At 44.3% G+C, this 19,939-nt stretch carries 12 protein-coding genes; 3 read left to right on the top strand and 9 right to left on the bottom strand.

The features are described from left to right. The first annotated feature begins 232 nt into the window (after positions 1 to 232). From IE070_RS05875 to IE070_RS05865, 3 genes are read left to right on the top strand one after another with little or no spacing between them, the layout of a single operon-like run. Positions 233 to 2,227 carry a DEAD/DEAH box helicase family protein gene (locus IE070_RS05875; protein WP_189481421.1) on the top strand — a complete coding sequence of 665 codons (1,995 nt, stop codon included), beginning with the start codon at positions 233 to 235 and terminating at the stop codon, positions 2,225 to 2,227. Next, positions 2,224 to 4,044 carry a DEAD/DEAH box helicase family protein gene (locus IE070_RS05870; protein ID WP_189481419.1) on the top strand — a complete coding sequence of 607 codons (1,821 nt, stop codon included), beginning with the start codon at positions 2,224 to 2,226 and terminating at the stop codon, positions 4,042 to 4,044. Before IE070_RS05875 ends, IE070_RS05870 begins: the two co-directional genes overlap by 4 nt. 32 nt (positions 4,045 to 4,076) lie before the next feature. Then, positions 4,077 to 4,949, top strand: a complete 873-nt coding sequence (locus tag IE070_RS05865) for a hypothetical protein (RefSeq protein ID WP_189481417.1) — start codon at positions 4,077 to 4,079, stop codon at positions 4,947 to 4,949. Positions 4,950 to 4,952: 3 nt separating this feature from the next. On the opposite strand, the gene IE070_RS05860 is transcribed toward IE070_RS05865, so the two are convergent. From IE070_RS05860 to IE070_RS05820, 9 genes are all read right to left on the bottom strand, one after another. Continuing rightward, complete coding sequence (locus tag IE070_RS05860; RefSeq protein WP_189481416.1) at positions 4,953 to 5,594, bottom strand: hypothetical protein; 642 nt, start codon at positions 5,592 to 5,594, stop codon at positions 4,953 to 4,955. Beyond that, positions 5,581 to 6,819 (bottom strand): ankyrin repeat domain-containing protein, encoded by a 1,239-nt coding sequence (locus tag IE070_RS05855; protein WP_189481414.1) that lies wholly within the window; start codon positions 6,817 to 6,819, stop codon positions 5,581 to 5,583. Before IE070_RS05855 ends, IE070_RS05860 begins: the two co-directional genes overlap by 14 nt. Positions 6,820 to 6,894: 75 nt before the next feature. Next, the gene (locus tag IE070_RS16580; RefSeq protein ID WP_229796947.1) at positions 6,895 to 8,196 is read right to left on the bottom strand and encodes an SEC-C metal-binding domain-containing protein; all 1,302 of its coding nucleotides are present in this window, start codon (positions 8,194 to 8,196) and stop codon (positions 6,895 to 6,897) included. Between the two features lie 183 nt (positions 8,197 to 8,379). Beyond that, positions 8,380 to 10,416 carry a BREX-1 system phosphatase PglZ type B gene (pglZ, locus tag IE070_RS05845; RefSeq protein WP_189481412.1) on the bottom strand — a complete coding sequence of 679 codons (2,037 nt, stop codon included), beginning with the start codon at positions 10,414 to 10,416 and terminating at the stop codon, positions 8,380 to 8,382. Between the two features lie 17 nt (positions 10,417 to 10,433). Further along, a complete protein-coding gene (locus IE070_RS05840; RefSeq protein ID WP_189481410.1) occupies positions 10,434 to 11,099 on the bottom strand; it encodes a retron system putative HNH endonuclease in 666 nt (221 codons plus the stop codon). Further along, positions 11,083 to 12,393 (bottom strand): AAA family ATPase, encoded by a 1,311-nt coding sequence (locus IE070_RS05835; RefSeq protein WP_189481408.1) that lies wholly within the window; start codon positions 12,391 to 12,393, stop codon positions 11,083 to 11,085. The genes IE070_RS05840 and IE070_RS05835 overlap by 17 nt, the downstream gene beginning before the upstream one ends. Continuing rightward, a complete protein-coding gene (locus IE070_RS05830; protein WP_189481406.1) occupies positions 12,393 to 15,812 on the bottom strand; it encodes an Eco57I restriction-modification methylase domain-containing protein in 3,420 nt (1,139 codons plus the stop codon). Before IE070_RS05830 ends, IE070_RS05835 begins: the two co-directional genes overlap by 1 nt. Positions 15,813 to 15,902: 90 nt before the next feature. Beyond that, positions 15,903 to 19,280, bottom strand: a complete 3,378-nt coding sequence (gene brxC / locus IE070_RS05825) for a BREX system P-loop protein BrxC (RefSeq protein WP_229796961.1) — start codon at positions 19,278 to 19,280, stop codon at positions 15,903 to 15,905. Between the two features lie 110 nt (positions 19,281 to 19,390). Then, positions 19,391 to 19,933, bottom strand: coding sequence for a BREX protein BrxB domain-containing protein (locus IE070_RS05820; RefSeq protein WP_189481404.1), 543 nt, complete (start codon positions 19,931 to 19,933; stop codon positions 19,391 to 19,393). Between the last annotated feature and the right edge of the window lie 6 nt (positions 19,934 to 19,939).

Raw genomic sequence — 19,939 nt, 5'->3', positions numbered from 1 at the left:
TACTAATACCTAACGCAAGGGGAAATACTGTTAGAGGATTTTGTACATCGGTTGCAAAAGGCATAGAATAAGATGATATCACATCATTTTCAGTGCAAAAGAGTTTATAATAAATCTCAATTTAATCTATTAAATACTCAGTGAGATTATTAAAGAGTATATTTTAGAGAACGATTCATCTTAATTTTTTTATATATTACACTTAGTCACAAATTTAAGACAAGGACGACCAATGCAAACTAAAGCCGCACGAATGAGAGATTTAGTTAGGCAAATCTTGGATGGCGACACCCTCCACCCACATCAGAAAATTGCAGCGCAAAAAACCTTTGCTGCATTTGATGGCGAAGTACGAGCAGTTGTTACTGCCGCAGAAATGCAGGCGGGTAAATCTGGCGTTGCTCTTGCTTTGGCTTGTTTACAGCGGCTTTCTTTGTCTGATGAAGATATCTGCGAAAAAGCTAAACTTAAAGACACTCTGTACTTAGTCACAATGCCTGATCTCGCATTAATAGATCAGGCGGAGAAAGACTTGAGTTTAGCTAAAAATATTGTGGTCAGTAACTTCGTTCGTTTCGAGCAGGATCTCGAACGCCATTTTAAAGGCCATCCACCCAAACTGATCCTTATTGATGAATGCCACTACGGTTCTAATGCGGCTTCCATTCGTTACTGCAGCATCTTTGATTACCTGGAAAAACAGAACGACCAATGTAAGGTGGTATTTATTTCAGCAACCCCCTTTGGCGCTCTATATGCCGCAGAACAAGACTATGAAGTTGCAAAACATTTAGAAAGCGTTGCAATAAAAGAAAACGACAAAGCCGCACAGCGAGAAGCCCAACAACTAGCAGAGGTTGCGGCACGAAACTCTATTTTAAGGCGCGATTTTCAAACCAAACTCGTTTTCCATCGCACCAGCCCAGAGTATTATGGGGTGCGACAAATGCTAGCAAGCAATAAAGTTACGCATCTAGATTCGACAACTCGCAATTTTCTTGATCAGTCAGTTGCCCGCGATAAATTCATGCAATTATTTCAAGACTACGAAGGTGCTGGGTGGGCGCTGGTTCGAGTTACCGCAGGTATGGCTATGCAAGCCAAAGACGAGCTCATAGCTAGCGGGATCAATCCAAGTAATATTTTTATACTTGGCAGTAATTTACAAGATGTGCCTGATGAAGAACTCACCACCATTGACCGCTTTAAGCGAGAGTTTGATGAATGCATCGACTTTGAAGAAAAGCTCATAGCAATCACCGTTGCCGGGTGTCGTGCTGGAATCAACTTTGGCCAAATGATGAAAACCCGGCTAATTGCCACCTGGGACAATACTATCACCAGTGTAGCGTCTGTGGTACAAGCCAACATTGGTCGCGCTTGCGGGTACCACCAAAACCGCGATGCAGCGCATTTTACCAATTTAAATGCCGCTCAAGCCTATGGTGCCATTTTAGATTATCTTGATAAAAATACTGCTGAACATGCAGCATCAGATTTTGATGGTCTAAGGGAATTCTTTGAAGATGTCTGCCAGGAATTTAATGTTAATGGCTTAGATGTTGGACTGGCTATCAAGAGTAAACGCCGCCGCCCAATTGGTGACGTTGAAACCTATATGACCGACAGTTATATCGCTGTACCTGCTCGCTTACTTAATCCTGAGTATGACTTTACTCTACACACTCGCGATCCTTTACTTCTTAAAGCAATAGAGCTTCTGCGAGAGGAAATGATAAAAGGTGGTGGTCCAATAGTTAAGGGCAACAGAGCCATGCGCGGGGCAACTAAAAACTGGGTTAAAGCTCAATGGGTAAACGGCGATAGTTTCGACAACCCTGAAAAAGCCCGTAAAGAAGGCACGATGAAAGAGCGTGCTATTAAATTCGCACAACGCTTAGATGACAAACTTCCTATAGAATTTAACCAAATAGTACTACCTGGCGCCGGCGAATATACAGAAAACAAGCATGTCACAGCAATTGTGTTTAGTGTCTTCAATATATCACGCCGCGATGTAACAAAAAAAATCATGCTTGAAAGTGACGTATATCAGATGTGTGAGCACTTCGGTATACCGCATGACAACACCATGTTTTTACTCTTTAAACGTGGCGAGTACGACGCCGATAAAACCCGTATAAAAATTGAAAGCAACGAAGGTCCAGATTTAATAACGTTGATTCATGATGAATCGCAGTTTTCTGAGAAAGAACGAAATAAATGAATAACAGCGCCATTCGGCACCGACAAAGGCTAGAACAGGTATTAGCTGACAATACTTTCGAACATCAGCGCCAAGCTGCCCGCAAAGTCCATGAACAATTTGCTAAAGGCAGCAAAGCAGTTATTGTTGCGGCAGAAATGCAGTCAGGCAAATCGGGTATTGCGCTGGCTTTAGCTTGTATGCAAAGAAATACCCTCACTGATAACGAGATATGCGAACGCGGCAAGCTGCAAGACACCTTGTTTCTGGTGACGTTGGCTGATGTCGCATTGCAAGAACAAGCAGCAGAAGACTTAGCACCTTGCCCAAATGTCGTAGTCAGTAACCTGGTGCACTTTAAAACGGCGCTCACTGTACATTTCAAACAGCAATCGCCCAAGCTCATAATTATTGATGAATGCCATTATGGCTCAGCCAGTGATGCGGTCCGTTATGCTCAGCTATTTGACTACCTGGACTCAGCAGATAGCCAAACTCGCATAGTGCTAATTTCGGCCACTCCCTTTAGCGCTATGTTTGCTGCGGGTGGCGATTCGATTCTGCGGCAAGGCTTCCACACTAGCCTGGTATTTCATAAAACACCGGCAGATTATCATGGCGTGCGACAAATGCATCGTAAACAGCAAATTGTGCAGTTACTGGAAGAGCAACGAGACTTTACTCAAGAGTCGATACCACGCCGGATTTTCATTAACCATATTAAACAACATTCTGGCGAAGGTTGGGCGTTAATAAGGGTAGCCAGCAATGCCGCAAAGACGGCAAAAAATGAGCTATTAGCGCAAGGCTTTAGTGATTCACAAATTTTTATTGTTGGCAACAAACTCAATGACGTCGAAGATAATGAATTAGTTTCTTTGACTGAATTTAAACGCCAATATCAAAATGCTGCCCTGTTCGATGAAAAAGTTATCGCGATTACTGTCGCAAGCTTCCGCGCCGGAATTAACTTCGGTATTGAAATGAAGGAGCAATTAATCGCCAGCTGGGATAGCACCATTTCGAACATAGCTGCTGTAGTGCAAGCCAATATCGGCCGGGCCAGTGGTTATCATCACAATACCACGGCAAAACATTTTTCTAATCTAGATGCAATATCCGCCTATACTGAGTTATTAAATTATCTAGAACAAGAAGAATGCACCAATAACTTTGTCGGTATTGCCAAATTGTTTGAACAAATTTGTGAAAAATACCAAATAAAAGGCTTCGACCGAGGTCTCAAGTTAGGCAGTACCAAACCATCGCTACCTACCACACCTGAAAAAGAGGAAATCAATATTGGCATAATTCAGTACCTGATCGCTGACTTATCAGCGCCGATAAAAAATGATGAGAATATCGACCCTCGCGTCATAAGAGCCATACAACTTATTCAAGATTACTACCAACAAAAACCAGGGCTGGCTGTACGTATCCAAGAAGAAATAGCTAACAGACCTAGTTGGCTTGAAATTGTATTCGCAGATGGCGAAAACTTTGGTGATTCATTAACTGGTTTATGCCATGACCTTGGGGGCCTTCTAAAAAATACAAATGACTACGTCACACAAACGGCCTTGAAACGGTTCATGCCAACTGTAGAAACCGTCGTTGCATTTGCCCTTAGCGCAAGTAATATCTCACCTAATAAGAACATCTATAACAGAAGGATAATTCAGGATGATTTAAATGAATTTGCTTTGAAATTCGGAGTTGATCATCATGAGTTTTGTATTTTCCTGCTGATGGGGAATAAAGAAACTCAAGGTACAGGAATTGACCAGGGAGTAGAAAAAAGCCGTATCAAGTCTGATTCTATATTCAAAAGTCTATAACTGAAAACTAGTCTAAATAGAGGGATCTAACAATGGATACTCACGTTGAAGATGTATTTATAACACAATTTAATCTCAAAAGAATAATTCCTGAAAACCTTCCAGAATATGCTCGGCATGATATAGCTACATTAGTATGCTATTGCCAAATAAAGAACATTTTTAATACAAATGAGCTTGATCAATTTTTAAAACTTTGGGTGGTTCTCGAAGATACCAGCATATTAGTGAAGTATTATTCTGAAATCTCCGACAAAGATAAGCCAGAAGCTTATAGCAGCTACCACCATGACAGAGACTGTCTTGAATTACACAAATGGTATCTTGACTATTCAATCAACAATAGAAGCCATAAAAAAAGAGAAGAAATCAGTGCAAAAGTACGTCATGCCTTTAAAGACTACTCGTATAAAAATAACTACTCATCTGAAGGTGTTAGATTTGATTTTAATGAAAATACAGTAGCAACCATACGTGAAGAAAAGATACTAGGCACCATACCTGAGAATTTAAAGAATGAGTTAGACACAATTAGTATCAAATACCCTGGTGCGCTTGGCCACCTTTTCGATCTTTACCCAAACAGTGGAATTCACTCCTATAAAAATTGTAGCATTACAGAAATTGAAAATGAAATAAATAGACTTATCTCAGAAAGCGAGGCTTTTAGATCAAGCAATCCATTCATAGAGAAAAAGATAGCCAATATCACTTATGCAGACATCAAAAAAATTAAAGAAATGCAAGATGAAGAAAAGCAAAAATGGGCTATTGAATTTAAAGAGCCTTTATCAAGAGCTATAACTAACTATTATTGGATAAAATTCAATCCTGAATTAACCGTAAACAAAACCATTCTAGATAGTATTGGTTTTAAGCCTTGCAGAAGATGTATAAAAACCTAAATTTCAAACAAAGGGTATACCAAAGAAACCTAACACAACACCAAGAGGGGAAATGGGTAGCGCCATTTCAGTGACCGCTTCAGCAAGCCCCTCTTCCAGAAAACTATTATCTGATAGGTTATGAAAGTCAGCGCCAAAGTTTGCAATACCAGAAATCGGATCTACAATGCTGCCAGGGTTTGCCAAGTTAGCAAGCTCTTGTGTGAAAAGTGATTCATATACGATCTCATCCAATTCGGCATTTGCAATTCCAGAATCTAACACCATCTCACTATCAACTCTGTCAGCTAATTCACTGGTAGTAATAATTGCTATATCCGGATTATCTGCCAATGTCTGATTAATATATGAAACGCTATCGGTTGCTTTTAACTGAAGCTCCAAGGGCAAGTAACCATCGATTTCAATCAAAATATCAGCATCAGGATGATTAGTGGCTTCGAAAAGTGTTGATTCAACACCCGCATCATTTAAATGGTTACTTACCTGCTGCTCAAATAAAATACCCTTGATGTTTGAAGCATGCCCAACCATTGATTCAGTTTCAACTGCCGCAAAATGATTAAGAATCTGCTCTTCTGACGCAAAACTAAGTTCAGAATACCCTCGCCTTACAGCATCAAAAACATTACTAGGCTCTATCATCAACAAAATGACCTGATAGCGTTAAAAACTCTGCGATGTCTTTGAAGGCAGAATTATCGAGCACATTGGTTTTGCCAAATAATGGCGCGCGTTGCAGGGCAATTTGCTTTGCTGTAAGTCCTTTATTGTTTGTTAATTGCGCGTTAGCTTTATACTCTAATAACAATTCAACGCCATCCAAACTGCCTAAATAAGCTGTATACATCAGCGCGGTATTGCTATCACTGTCACAAGCATTAACAGCTGCACCTTGTTGAAGTAAGAGCTCAGCCGTACTCAGTTGATTAAAGCGAAAAGCCGTTAGTAATGCGGTCGTCTTATTTTTAGATTTAAAGTTAATATCCGCACCTTGTTCAACAGCCATTTTAACAAGTTCTAACTGGCCATTTTTAGCCAAAAGGCTTAAAACTGAATTCCCTTCTCTATCTTGTACATTTAGATTTGAACACTTGGTTATGAGTAACTTGATTAAGCGCTCATCACCTTTAATTACAGCCTTGGCCAATAAAGACTCGCCGTTACTATCCTCAATATCGACTTGGCAACCTTCCTCAACCAACTCGATAAAAAGATCAACATCGCCGGCTTCCAGGCTACTCAGCAAAACCAGCTGTTTAAATCGTTCTGAGAAAACCGCGCCATGATCCTTTAATAGCTCGACAGTCTTTGTTTGTCGTTTAAAAAAGGCCCCTGTAATTGCGTTCCAGCCATCATTATTACAAATGTGGATAAGAGCATTATGGCGTAATAGAAATTCGACAGCGTTATTTCTGCCGTTTACAGCAGCCCAAATTAATGGCGTCCACCCCTTGTCATTTCGAATATTTACTTCGGCCCCTTTGGCGATCATCAATTCAGCAAGGTCGTAATATTCCTTTTCTAGGCAAAGTAACAAAGCACTGTTCATGCCTCTTGGGCGATAATTTGGCAAAGCTCCCTTATGCAGCAAGCGCTCAGCCAATTCAATAAAACCTAGTTCAACTGCAACTCGAAGCGGGTTGTGCATCTCATGATTTAAATTAAATTCACTGTATTCCAATAACGTTTCAGCGAAAGCCACAAAACCTGAAGCAAGTGCCATTTCAAAAGCTGATAGTTTTTCTTCAGGGTGAACCGCATTTACCAAGTCCGGTAATTCGACTAACTGCTGTTTGAAAGTAGCGATATCACCCAAACGAACAGCATCCCAGAAAATACCATTTTTTATAGAAGTTTCAGAATCCATCCCATCCCTCAACAATTAAATTTCAGTAGTAAAAAAATGCTGATGCTTCAAAAAGCTTTCAATTACCTTAAGTATTTAAAGCCCAAACTTCTGAGTAAGCGTTTTTGCTGCTTTAGCTGCGTTACCATGACATTTTTTATACTTCTTGCCTGAGCCACAAGGGCATGGCTCGTTAACGCCTACTTTGGGCTTCTTAGTTATTGTTTTAACTTCCGAATAGGGGTTTTTGCCTTTTTTATGCACTTTAGTAGCTCGTTTGAGCTCTGCTACTAACGCAGCAGAATGAACTTGAAACTGCTGCTGCATAAAACTTACTAGATTATCCTTCTCCAATACTAGAGCAGAATTACGATCTCCTGACTGAACAGCTAGCTCTAGGTATTCCCTGCCTTTATCCTCGTCCTTTTCTAAGTATTCACCTTCGTACAAACTACGGCCTAGCAAAGCAATCGCGGGTATAAAACCACGCTCAACACCACGGTCTAAATATTGTCTAGCTTTAACCAAATCCGGCTGGCATGCCTTACCTTCGGCGTAATACCAAAATAACACTTTAAGCGCTCGTAGTTCGCCCGCAGCATCGGCTTCCAACAATAGTTTTAGCGCTAGATCAAACTTCTCTTCAAAGTATAGCAAGCCCCCCAACAACGCCTTGGAGGCAGCATCTCCCTTAGCCACGGCAGCTTGAAGCGCTAACATACCTTTTGCTCTCCAGTCATCACCAATATCACCGTGTACAACTACGTCAGCAAAGCGAAAAAGGTATTCAGGCTTACTGCGGCTAAAGATCAACTTTTCAGATTGGTTTGGGTCTGCATGATGTGAAAAAGCTATCTGGTCTAGCTCCGCATCGAGCTCTATGGCGGCAAGATACCAGGTTGCAGACAAGCGCAGTAATGACCAATAGTGAAACTTTTGCTGCTCAGTTGCAACTAGATTAGGCACACTATTCAGAAATTCTTGCGTAAGTGCATCGGTTGCCACACCAGCTAAAAACTTATCTTTTGGTTTTAGCGAGGTTGTCGCTATGGCAATTAAGTCTTGATGAGTCAGTGTTGAAAACTGGCGCTGCTGCAAAACTGAGGCGTATACTTCACCTTTAATTGCACGAGCAAAATCAACCAAAATACGGCACAAAGCATCACGGCATTGCTGTGTGGCTTCATGAAGAGCAGCAGAGGTATTTGTAGCTTTGTTCTCTTTTCTGGCTGACTTTTGTGATTCTTTATGCACATATTTATTCGCTTCAATGCGCACAAAATGCAAGTCATCTGCAATAGCTTTTTTAAACTTGCCACTATCTTTTAAGTCGACAATAAGCTGATAAAGATTGGGGTTATCAGGCAAAGCTAATTCAACATGCTCAGCCAGTGCCATACACAGCGCCTCAACTACCTGTCGCATTCGCAGCAAGGAAAACTCAGGTAAACTGTGCTGAAATTTTGCAGCCTCTGTGTAGAGCTCTGCTACGTCGCGGCCAAATACAGCAGAAAAATCAATATCATCTATCGCCGCTATTGGCAGTAAATTCACTGACGCCATCCCTAGAACATCCTTTAATTATTTTGATATCTCTAACACGGGTGTTAAACACTCTTGCAAGCTTAAGCCGCCGTGGTTGTAGTGATCACCGCCGCGAAATAGCTGAATGCCTCGCGCCATGGCTAGGGTCACGTTTTTATTCCAGTACCACTGGCATTTTAGGTAACCCACATCTACGTTATCCTTTAAAATAGCGCAGCGAGCCAGCCGTTTTTTTACTATATGCTCAGGCATATTTTCGGTCGGTAATTTGCTGGGTGCCCATAACCAACCGTGATCGGTAACAATACGAACATGCTGCCAACCGGCATCCAGTAAACCTTGCACCCGGGCAACGATCTCTTGCAGCACCGGCTCAATATACAGCGGTAGTTTACGCTGCATTTCATGCCCCAAATTATCCAAGTCACCCACTTGTAGCCAGGCTAAGCCGGTTGTTTCGCCGGTATCTAACCCTTCCAAATACTGCCAGCCATGCTCTTTAAGCACTTTTTTAAACTGGTACGAACTAAAGTCCACATCTTGCTCGGCCAATGCCGGAATGAAATCAGCATTGTCTTGCCTTCCGGTTAATAGCTCAGAAATTGGCGTTACTGCTGCTTTAGCGGTTGCAGTAAGGGACGGCAGCGCAGCCCAACTGGGTTTTAAGCGGCCATTCAGACCTTTGGCGGCCAACAATGACAATAATCGCTGACCAGTATCAAACCGCAGGCCGTCGACAAAAAATACCACTTGGCTTTTCACCTGGTAAGTCGCTTTTGCTTCTTGGATGCCGTCATCGCCGGGATAGCCTTGGCTGGAAACTAACTGCTGAAAATTATTGGTTACTTGTTCTAACCAGGGTGTATAAATAACATCCAATACCTGAGCCACCGTATCTTGCGCAGTAGGCGTATCTGCCAACGCCATCGCAGCCAAGGCTGCGGCATCGGCCTGCCAATAGGTGGTTTGGTAATGCTCTGCCATCGCTAGCGGGCTAAAGCCACTAAAGGCAATATCTGTCAGCTCAGCCACTTTGGCTAACTCGCTTAACGTTTGCGCCCAACGGGCAAAGCCTAATTTGGCCCACACCCAATCTAAACGGCTAGCATGCGTTTGCTGTAGCTGAATAATTTTAGTTCTGGCAGAGTTTGCATCCAGGTTAGAAAAACCGGCAAGCTGTTTAGCCAACTCTTGTTCTTCTGCCAAGTTAACCGCCAAATAGCGCTCCACCGGTGCTGCTAAATCCTGTGGTGCAATAGTTTCTAACTGCTCAACTAATTTCGGCAGGTTATGGGCAGTATCACAAAAGCGTTGCCATACGGCCTGCCATGCCCCATCTGCATTACAAAGCTGGTGCAGTACTGTGTTGATATTGCCTTGCTCTGGTAAAAAACTATATTGCTGTTGGCAGAGATCACTAAAAATCTGCCACTGGTTAGCGCTAAATAGCCGCTGCTTTTCCGCAGGTTCATTTAACCATGCCAAAATATCTTTTACCGGATCGGCCATCACTAAGGCTTGAAAATCAGCAGCCTCTAACCGTCGGTTACTCAGTGCCGTTACCTGTGCTTCTAATAGCTCAGGTAATACACTTAGCATCGCGTCTTGGGTTGCATTGTCTTTCGCCAGGTCCAGGTTTAAACCCACGCGCTGATTGGTTAAAAACGATGCCACTGTCCAATCCCGGCCGGCAGTGTTATACGCCCACCATGCTCCACGGTACTGCAGCTCTGCTAAAGGCTTTAAAAAGTCCGGACAATGCTCTATGGCACGTAAATCTTTGCGGCAAACGCCGGGCAAGTACACAATCGGGGTTAAACCCTGCGGCATTGTCAGCTCGTCTAATACGCAAGCAATGGCACACTTAAGCCAAATCGCAGGCCCTGTGCGTGTCGCCAGGTTATAGTCGCCAAGCTCTACCAGCTCAGGTAAAAACTGTTTAATAACCGGCATAGCCGTCTGCCACTGTTTGGCTTCGTCAGTCCATAAAATGGCTGCTGGCGCCACTTGGCTAGCTTGGTTGTAAGCCGCGCTTTCGCGTAGTTGTTTTACCAAGTATTCAATAATTTGCATTTAATGCGGTAATCCCTTTAAGGAAATCTATCTAAAAATGTTTTAAGATTCTGTGCTATTGCGACAGCAAATGGTTTATAAAGACCATTAGTTCGGGTAAAACAAGCTCGATAAACTTTTTCAAATTCAGCCCTAGTCGCTGTTTTGATAAATTCTGGTGTCATAACACCGACAAGCTCATCAAATCTAGCCTCGTTTAATTTTTCAGAGTCCAGTTTTAACTTCACAATCATCACACGAGCAGGTTCGTCATTATCCATTGCTTCAATTGTACCATCATCAAGATACTTAAACCTTTCTGTTAAATCTTGCATCGGTGATAACAAAAGATGTCCATCGAACCAATTACCCTTCGCAGGCCCACAATGCTTTGGGCCCTTTACGGATTCACTTTTAAAACAGCTAGCATGCAAATTTTGATAACTTAGCTCTAAGCTGGGAAAGATGCTTTGTGGTTGCAAATGTTCAATATGAAATTCGCCCTCCTCAATAGCATTCAAAGGACCAGCAATGGCTCTATTGCAATAACAACAAACGCCACCTTGCTCGAGCACCAATGCTTTTCGTAATGCTTTACGGGGGGCACCAGCTAAATTAGCATAACTGGGCTGCCAATCCTCATTTTCCAGAGCTTTCCAAGCAATAACTTCTTCAGGCTCTGCTTGCTTATGAATCTGTAGCATCTTTCCCTGCCAATACTTCCTTGCGCCAAATTACAGCGCTCATCCGTTGAATTAGGTCAATTTCACCGCATGTTTGTTTTAGCTCTGAGATTAATTTTTTTGCTTGCTCCAGTTCATCACGGTCGACCAATTTCACCAGTTTCTTCAGTTGCGCGTCAGTGCTGGCCTCTCGCTCTGGCACCTCAAATAGCAATTTAAGAATACTGCTCGAATCCATACCGAATGAGGTATCAGGCTGATAGGGTTCAACCTCACCTTTATCATTACGCTGAAATAGCCAAATCGCCTCCGGCTTAACGTGGCTTAAGATCTGCGGGCTATGAGTAGTAAAGATAAACTGCACATTAGGAAAAGTTTTTTCAAATAGACCAACAATCTGACGCTGCCAGGCAGGGTGTAAATGCAGGTCAATTTCATCAACCATAACTACTGATGGTTGGGTCAGTGGCTGGGCATTAAATGAATTAGCAATAGCCAAACGGCGCGCTATGTCTGCCACCAATGCCAACAAACTTAATTCACCATCAGATAGTTGATTGACGCTGAAACGTTCGCCATTTTTATCAATCATTAGCTCTTTTTCTGCCTCGCTATAATGTAAGTTCGACAAATCAGGCAGAAATGACTCCACTGCTTCAGATACAGCTTTCAATTGCAGATCATCTAAGAGCGGTTCTTTTTCAGGAAAGAGCTTCTTAATAAATTGGTAACGATACGCAAACCAACGCTCAAGTTGCTTAAAATCTACTCCCGTTGATTCCAGAGCATTATCAAATGCACTGAGTTCATCCAAGCGGATCTTAGTTACCGATAACTGAGGCTTATTATTGTCAGTTTTTAGTGCACGATTCACACTGTAATACAACGCCAAAGGCAGAGGGTTGTCCTGTGTCCAAAGCATCCCTTTATTCGGTTTATTTTTTTGGAGCTTGCGCAAGTTCAGTTTATTAAAGGCTGAATAATCTGAGGTTTGATTTACAGCTTCTGAGGCAGAAGAGCGAAATGCATCAACATGCCATTTATAAAGCTTTTTGTTCCATTCGAGCTGGATTTCAACATGCAAAGGATCAGATTCAAAATTCCTAAAAATATCTCTGTTGGTAAAACGTTTGGTTTTTCGATATTCACCTGCAACACGATAGGTTAGAGCTGACAACATAATTCGCAGCGCGTCTAACACTGTCGATTTCCCCACGCTATTGGGGCCAACCAGCAGGTTTACGCCAGGTTTAAAGGTTAAATCGACTTCCTTTAAACCGCGCATGTTTTTCAGACTTAGGTGTTTAACGTACATTAAGCATTTCCTTGCTCAGCACGCGCTGCCTGCTTTTCGGCCAGGCTTAGATGATGGTCGTTTATCCTGTCACCTTCTTTGCCACCGTACTCTAGGCCTAAGTGATACCAAGGTGCGCTGGGTACATCGGTACCGCGATCTTTTTTCCAGTCAATTTTCGGTGCAATGCGTAGCACACCGGCGCCTTTTTTGCCGACATCGGCCACTTTCATAAAGGGGCGAATATTAAGCCGCACGCCGTCGTTTAAGTCCGGGTTCCAGCCAATTGGTTGCTCGTGCAGCGGCTTCCAGCGCACAAAGATATCCAGGCCTTTTTCGCCTTCTAAGATGGCTTTTAAGCGCTGCTCCAGGTTTTTGGCTGCTGTCAGGCGAATATCGGCACCGTCCAGGCCTTCTTTTACGCCATGTTCTTGGGTGCGGATCCAATCGCCAAGGTAGGTGTAAATTAGCCGCTCTAAGCCTTTGTAATCGAGTTTATGGTAATTCACCAGCACCGAGAAGCCATCCTTCAAGCCATCCCAAATTTGCCAGATAAAAGGTCGGTTTTGGAAGATTTTGCAGTGCTGCTCAAAAAACTTATCGCGCAGGTACTGCATTAAGCTGGTGCTGCCCACAGCCTCTAACAATTTTTGTAAAGTATTGGCCGACCACTCTTCAGCATAGGCTTTCTCTAAAATAGCTTCTACCCGGTCAGCGGCAGGCTTTTCACCGCGTACCGATGGAATACAAACAATACCATCATCATCCACTAAGCTATCGAATACGCTATTTTCCTTAAGCCAATAACGCATTTCCTCAGCCAACTCCATATCTGGGTCAAGCTCGGCTGGCCATTGGTAGCCGAGTAAACGGGCAATCGCGACTTGTAGCACGGTGTCATCAATACGGCGTGGGGCTACAGCAGTCCATTTGGTGGCTTCGTCCCAGATTACTGAGCCGCATGGGTGGCCGTGGAATATCCATTGGGTTGGATCACTTGAATATGGTTTGGGCAATCCTTCAGGGTAATACCCATGGGCTACAGATTTCCAATGTTCTAAATCAAAAGGTACTTTGACCAAAGTAGCATTTGTAACATTAATTTTTTGGTCAATTTTTCTTATTTCTTCTCTATACTGATCTGAAGCACAAAATGACCATATAGCAGATAGATCCTCTGCATTTGTTGGCGAAAGAACTGCGGCATTATTATCAAATTTAACACCCAAATATAATGCTGGAGATAATTTCCCCATAGAGCTTATGAGTACACCTTTTTTATTGAACGCTTGAGTACCCTGAATTCTAACTCCAGCACTAACCTTTAGCTCTTCACCTGCTGTGCCCCAGCGCATTATTTTAGAGAGACCGTCATAAAAAGCTACGTTTGAAACGGTCATGTTCGTAAATTCCCATCTTGAGAAATTACTAATTTCCCAATAGGAGAATATAAAACGCTGAGAATCACCTGTTTGCACTCCAACAAATGAGCTTGCATACTCGCTAAGAAACTTCAATCCTTTATTGCTATCCATCGTTACTCGTGCATCAGGATTATTAAGCTGCTCATGCTGTTCATTTAAATATAAAGAATATTCACTTAAGCTCGCTGATTTATCTGCGGGATTATTTAATCCCGATACATCAACACTGCAAATTTTATTGATTACAGATGGCGTTTGTGAACTTAAGATTATTAACTGCACATTAAAGTCCCACATAGGTGTCTGAAAACCCTTGGCGCCTAAGCGAGCGATCAGGTTCCAGGTATCCTCTTTAAGCAGCTTCTCACGGAACTTACGGTAGCTGGTTAAAAACAACCAGTTTTGCGGCAGTACTATGCTAGAGGTGCCGCCTTTGGGGCTAAAGCCTAAGCAGCGTTCTAAAAACACTGTAGCTAGATCGGGTTTGGCTTCCGGGTAAAAGTTTTCACAAAAATCTTTTAGCTCTTGGCACTGCTTACCGCGCGCCAAATACGGCACATTAGTCGCAACAAAATGGTATTGGCTAGCCAGTAATTTAGCCGCCAGTGCTAAGTCCTGGGCGGTAACCTGGGCTTCAAAGGCCTCTTCATCAGTAGTTTGTTGCTGCGCATTTAATAGCAGCTGCCAAGGGGCCGGTTTGCCTTCTTTTTTGCCTTCGTAGTAGCTGGTGGTTGGGTCAATTAAGCTGCCTAGAACTGGTGCTTCTTTAAAGGTGCGGCTAAACCACTGCATGGCAGCGGTAAGCTCAGGGTTACCGTTGGCAATTTTCTGCCAGTTTTTGCTGGCAGCCGTTACATCTAGCCCGCTGCAAGCAATTTGTAATTGCGGCAATGGCCGGTAGCCACCGGAATTAGGATAGCGCCATGCCTCTAGAGCCACAGCAAAGGCAGCGATATCGACACAGCGTAAATCTAGCTCTAGCCCGTGCAAGTTATCGCGCAGTACGGCATCGGCTGCCTCACGCGCGGTTAAACCTTCAAGCTGCATGCGAATGGGTACCAGCATTAAAAACAGTGCTACTAAAAAGTGGCCCGAGCCACAGCAAGGGTCTAACGTTTTTAAATCTTTAAGCTCTGTTGGCCAGGCATCAAACCAACCGGCAGCAGGTTGCCATTGCTCTTGGCCTGGAGCGCTGCCATCTTTGTCTACTTTTACAAAACGCAGATACGTTAGCGGTACACCGTCAATAGCAGCCAGTTCGCGTAAATGTTGCTCGCTGGGTGCTTGGGTTAAATCGTCCTGGCTTAAGCGGCGCTTGGCCCACCATGCGCCTAAGGCGTTATCAAGCAAAAAGCTGACCATATAGGGCTCGGTAAAGAGCTGGGTTACCGGGCTAAGCTCTTGTGCGCCAATTAATACACCAGAGGCATTAACCTCATCTTTGCGCTTACTTTGCCAAAACTGATAACACCAGCCTAAAGAGTCAGACGCTTGAAAAGTATCAGGGTGTAAGCTGCTAATCAGTTGCTCTAAAGCACGAATATGGTTAATGGGTAGTTTGACATCAAACACCGGTGAGCCGGTTTTAAAGATTTGCGGCAGCATTTTTTCTGCCAGCTTGGCAGCAAGCTGCCAGCCATCGCTAAAGCCTTCATCTGCGGCCAGTTCATTACACTCGTCAATGGTTACCGGGGTTTGTGGATCGTACATTAACAGGTGGTTTTGCTCTAAAAAGCGGGCAAATAGCATACGGTGCCAGTGCTCGTAGGCCATTTCGTTTAACAGCAGTTCTGTTGTTTGACTACCGTCTTGCAATACATCCCCTAGCTGGCGGCCATGGGCGCGCAAGCGGTTACGTAGCTTGCGCTCATCATCGGTTAAATAGCTCGGGGCAGTGCTATCGGCAATACCTAAACGCTCAAGCACTTCGCTGACTGCGGTTTCGACTATATCACGGGCTTTTTGTACGGTTTTTTCTAATTGGCTGCGTAGGCTTTTATCTAAGGCGGCGCGCATCTTTATCTCCTGGTGCTACGTTTTATTGTGGCACTTTACAAATAGGGTTAAACGCAGCCCTGCTATAGCGCAGAGCTGCGTGCCGTGTTGTTAGTTAGGGGCGACCGGCCCTTTGGCAAGCTCGGCTTTAATTTGTTGCTCTATTTCTTGCAGCCAGGCCATTAGCTCGGCTTCGTTTTTAAGCACCGGCTTTTTAATCGATAAATGCTGTACCTTAGGCTGCATTTCGCTTACCGCTTTTTTGCGCACATTTTCAAAACGGCCTGGTAGCGCGGCGATACGGTCGTTCCAAGTTTGAATTGGCGTATCATTAATGGCGTCTAGTACCGCAGGTTGGCCAGATAAATCTACCTTAGGCATAGCAGCCAGGTTGGCTTGCTGTAGCAGTGTTTGCTGGCGATCTGGGCTTAAACGCTGCCAGTCTGGATCTTGCTCTAGTACGCGCATACAGCTGTGGTATTCCGTTTCATAGCGGCCGATATGGGCAGTGATTAAATCACGCAGTGCCATAATGGCTTTTTTCAGTAGCGGTTCTACCGGATCAGGTTGCGCCAGCAAGCTGCGGTTTTGCAGAATGGCATGCTGCTCGGTATGCAGGCTGTCGTACACTGCCAGATCTTTGCAATAATGCATAGCTTGCTGCAAGTCGTCCCAGCGGGCGCGACGCTCTTTTACCAATAAGGCTTGATTACGCCAGGCCTCGGCAGCGGCTTCTATCGCATCGCGTTTTTCGTAGGCAGCTTTAAGCTGGGCATTACCAGAGAGTATTTCTAGCTCGTGTAATGCGGCAAGCTGCGGCGGTGGTGGTAAGGGGGCATCACCACCGGCTGTACGGGCAAGTTGCTTTAACTGCTGCAGTGCCAACGGCAACTTGCTGACTTCTTCTTTTGCGGTGCAGTTAAGATCGGAAATGCTGTTAATTAAGCTACGTACTTTAATTAGCTCAACATTGGTTACAGTGATATTTTCCGGGCGGAATTTATGCTGGGTTAGCTTATTGCGATCTAAGTTTTTCGCATCCACCGCGCGCTCTTGAGCGTCACTGGCTTTTAACACGCCGGCTGCGAGCATGGCATATAGTGCACCATCGATAGCATCACGCGGCCAACCGTAAGGCGCTTGGTTAAAGTGGTCACGTATTTCGGCACCGGTTCTTACTAAACCAATGTAGCGTTTAATCAGGGCACATACGGGTTGTTTATCAGCTTCATCATGGTGGCCCACTGCTTCTAGGGCGTTTTCGCCACCTTCTTTGCTGGCGCGGTTATATACGGTAGCCCAGCCTTTATGGTCGGCCTGGTTAAACTCGCGGTATAAGCGTAAGCAGGCGGTTTCGGCTGCTTTTTGCAGCTGTTCGGTAAGGCTGTCGCCTGCGACATCGGCACCACCGGCTAAATTGACCTGAATTTGGCTAAATAGCTCGCTTAAAATGGTTTTCTTAGTGCGCTCGGCTTCGCGTAAACGATATTCCATTGCCGCGCGGGCTTCTTTGCCGGCATCGGTGTTGGCTACGCCACGCACATCCAATGTAGTTTCTGCTGCCTTGGCGGTAACAATGGCATCGATCAGCGTTGAACGGTGCGAGGTAGGCACAAACACAAAGATAGTTGCTTGCTCTGGGCTGGCACCGCGAGCCAGATCGGCAAAAGCTTTTTCAGTAACATCAGGCACCCAGGCATAGATTTTTTTCTCACTGTCAGCGGGTAGTTCATTACCAAACTCTAAATATAGTTGGCGCCCTTCAGCTACTGTACCCTGTGTAAGGCGCACCATGGCTGCCTGCTTTTTAATAAAGCCTTGAATTTCATTACTGCGGTAGGTTTCTAACTTAGTTGGGTTGCTGCGTAGTTCGGCCTCTTGCTGGCGGAACATGTCGTACCATTGCTGGCTTTCGATTGTCTGCAAGCGGTATTCTTCGCCGCTACTGGTTTGCATGCTCATTACCAAGCCATCAGCCTCTAACTGGCTGAGCATTTTCGGTACCAGGGCGCGCAGCTCGTGCTTACCTTGTTGTAGGTCGGTTAGCAGTAAATCGGTAAGCGTATCAGCGTTAGTTGCAATGCCGTAATCAATATCAGATGGCAGTTTGCTGATCAGTAAAATCAGCGACAAAATGCGACCTTGCAGCACTTGCTCACTATTACCGCCTTTTAAGCGGCTGATGTCTTCATAAATTTCTTTACTGATCACGCCGGTTTGGACGAGTGTGGTTGCGATTCTTTCGTATATGAAATCGGCTGGAACAATAGCACCTAACGATTGTTCTGCTGTCTCACGAGTAGCCTCGTGTACTAATCGTAATTGGTTTCGTAATTGAGAGCCTGTCCCAGTCTTATCGACGGCAGGTAATATGCGCTCCCAAAAACGTCGACGCACGGGCAGTAAGGGGTAATCAGCCACCATCCAGTTTTCGTCGTCTTTATTGTGCTCGATTGTGCTGCCACGCAAATGGCGGGAAATTTCGCCTAAGTTGTCCTGCACTACCTGTTCTATAGCCGACCTGGCGCTTTCTTTTTTCTGAAGAATAACTTTGCGAATAACTGAATCAACGTCAGTATCTTCTAATTGAACTTGTACTGGAAAGCGCCCCATTAAACGCATTAAATTGGGCGTGCCAGAAATTGCGCTTTGACCTGTCGCCACGAAAAGCAACTTAGATTTAAACCGGCTGTCTTTACAACAGGTCTCTATTGTCTCTTGTAAATCATAAGCTCGTTGCACATCGTTACCAATATATTGCTGCACTTCATCTAGCACTATGAGAGTGAGTGGCATGGTGCCATCCACAGCCAAGGCATCGACTATAGCTTCGACCATTTCGTCGTTTGATACGTCGGTAACAATTTTGTATTGAGCGCGAAGCATTTCGCGCACTTCTTTTTCATCACTTGCCAAGCCAGGCATAACATGCAGCAAGGCTTTGGCCATAAGGGGTGACACATGCAGGTTACGTAGCTCTTTAACCCAAACATCCTCACCACTAGCAGCTTTAATATTCTGCGCGATAAACTGCTGCATAGGAGCCAGAGCACCGTGAGTTTTTAACCACATCACAAAACGGGCTAGATGATATTTCTCTGGCAGACCAACCGATTTTAATACGATGCCAAGAATTGCAAGTCTGACATGACCTTTGTCAGCCGCCCCCATCGTGCCAGAAGCAGCATGCAAACCACTTTGGCTTTGTCCCAATTCTGTTAGCTGTGCCAGTAGACCAGAAATGTCTTCTGGCAGATCGGCAATACCACGAGCATCACTGCCATCTATAAATTGTTGGTTTTCCCAGAGTGCATGAAGCATTTTTGCTAAATGCGATTTACCCGAGCCAAAGAATCCACTGATCCAAACACCTGGCTGTTCTTGCTTAGCCTTTACGTTTGAAACAAAGTTACTGAGGATTTGTTTTAAACCTCTATGGTAGGCACCATCGCACACGAAGGTTTTTAATTCGTATTGTAGTGTTTCCAGAGAAGCTTCAGAAATGTCATCGGTGACTTTTGCAACACCATTGTTGACTAATTTTTTTCTAGGGGATCGTTCAAGTAAATGTCACGGTTAAGCATTTATCTAATCCTTTATCAAATTGCGGATATAGCAACGGCCTGGTAACCCCAGCCATCTTTGGCATCAAGTAAACGGTAGGTATTGTCGTAATGTTCCCCAGGGAAAAACACCACCAGGCGCCCCTGAATATGAGTTGCTAATTCTCTAACTAGTGTAGACACTGATGCAAAGCCAAATAAGGTACCACAGCCAACTAAGGCTACAACACTATCACCGGTTTGGAGCTTTCGGTATTGCTCGGTAAGCTTAGATACTAGTTCCTCAGCAAAGTAGCCATAGCTACCCTCGAGAAACTCCGGATCTTCAAAATACGCTTCACTATAGTCTTGCTTGGCCATCCATTCAGGGAAGGCATTGGTGAGTTCCAAATTAATCCAGGGGTGCCCGGCTTGACGGGTTACCTCTTCAAACTCAGGTAAGCGTGCGCGCAGCTTTAGTTCATCTTCTTTGTGGTATACCACAAAAATCGCCCGTTCTTCAGCAGAGATCACCTGGCTCCAAGGGATGCTAATATGGCTGGCGTAGCTTTGCAGTAATTTACTAAGACGATCTGTCATCGATGC

The organism is Alishewanella tabrizica, assembly GCF_014652375.1.
Lineage (GTDB): Bacteria > Pseudomonadota > Gammaproteobacteria > Enterobacterales > Alteromonadaceae > Alishewanella > Alishewanella tabrizica.
This window is presented reverse-complemented; position numbering and strand designations above follow the sequence as displayed.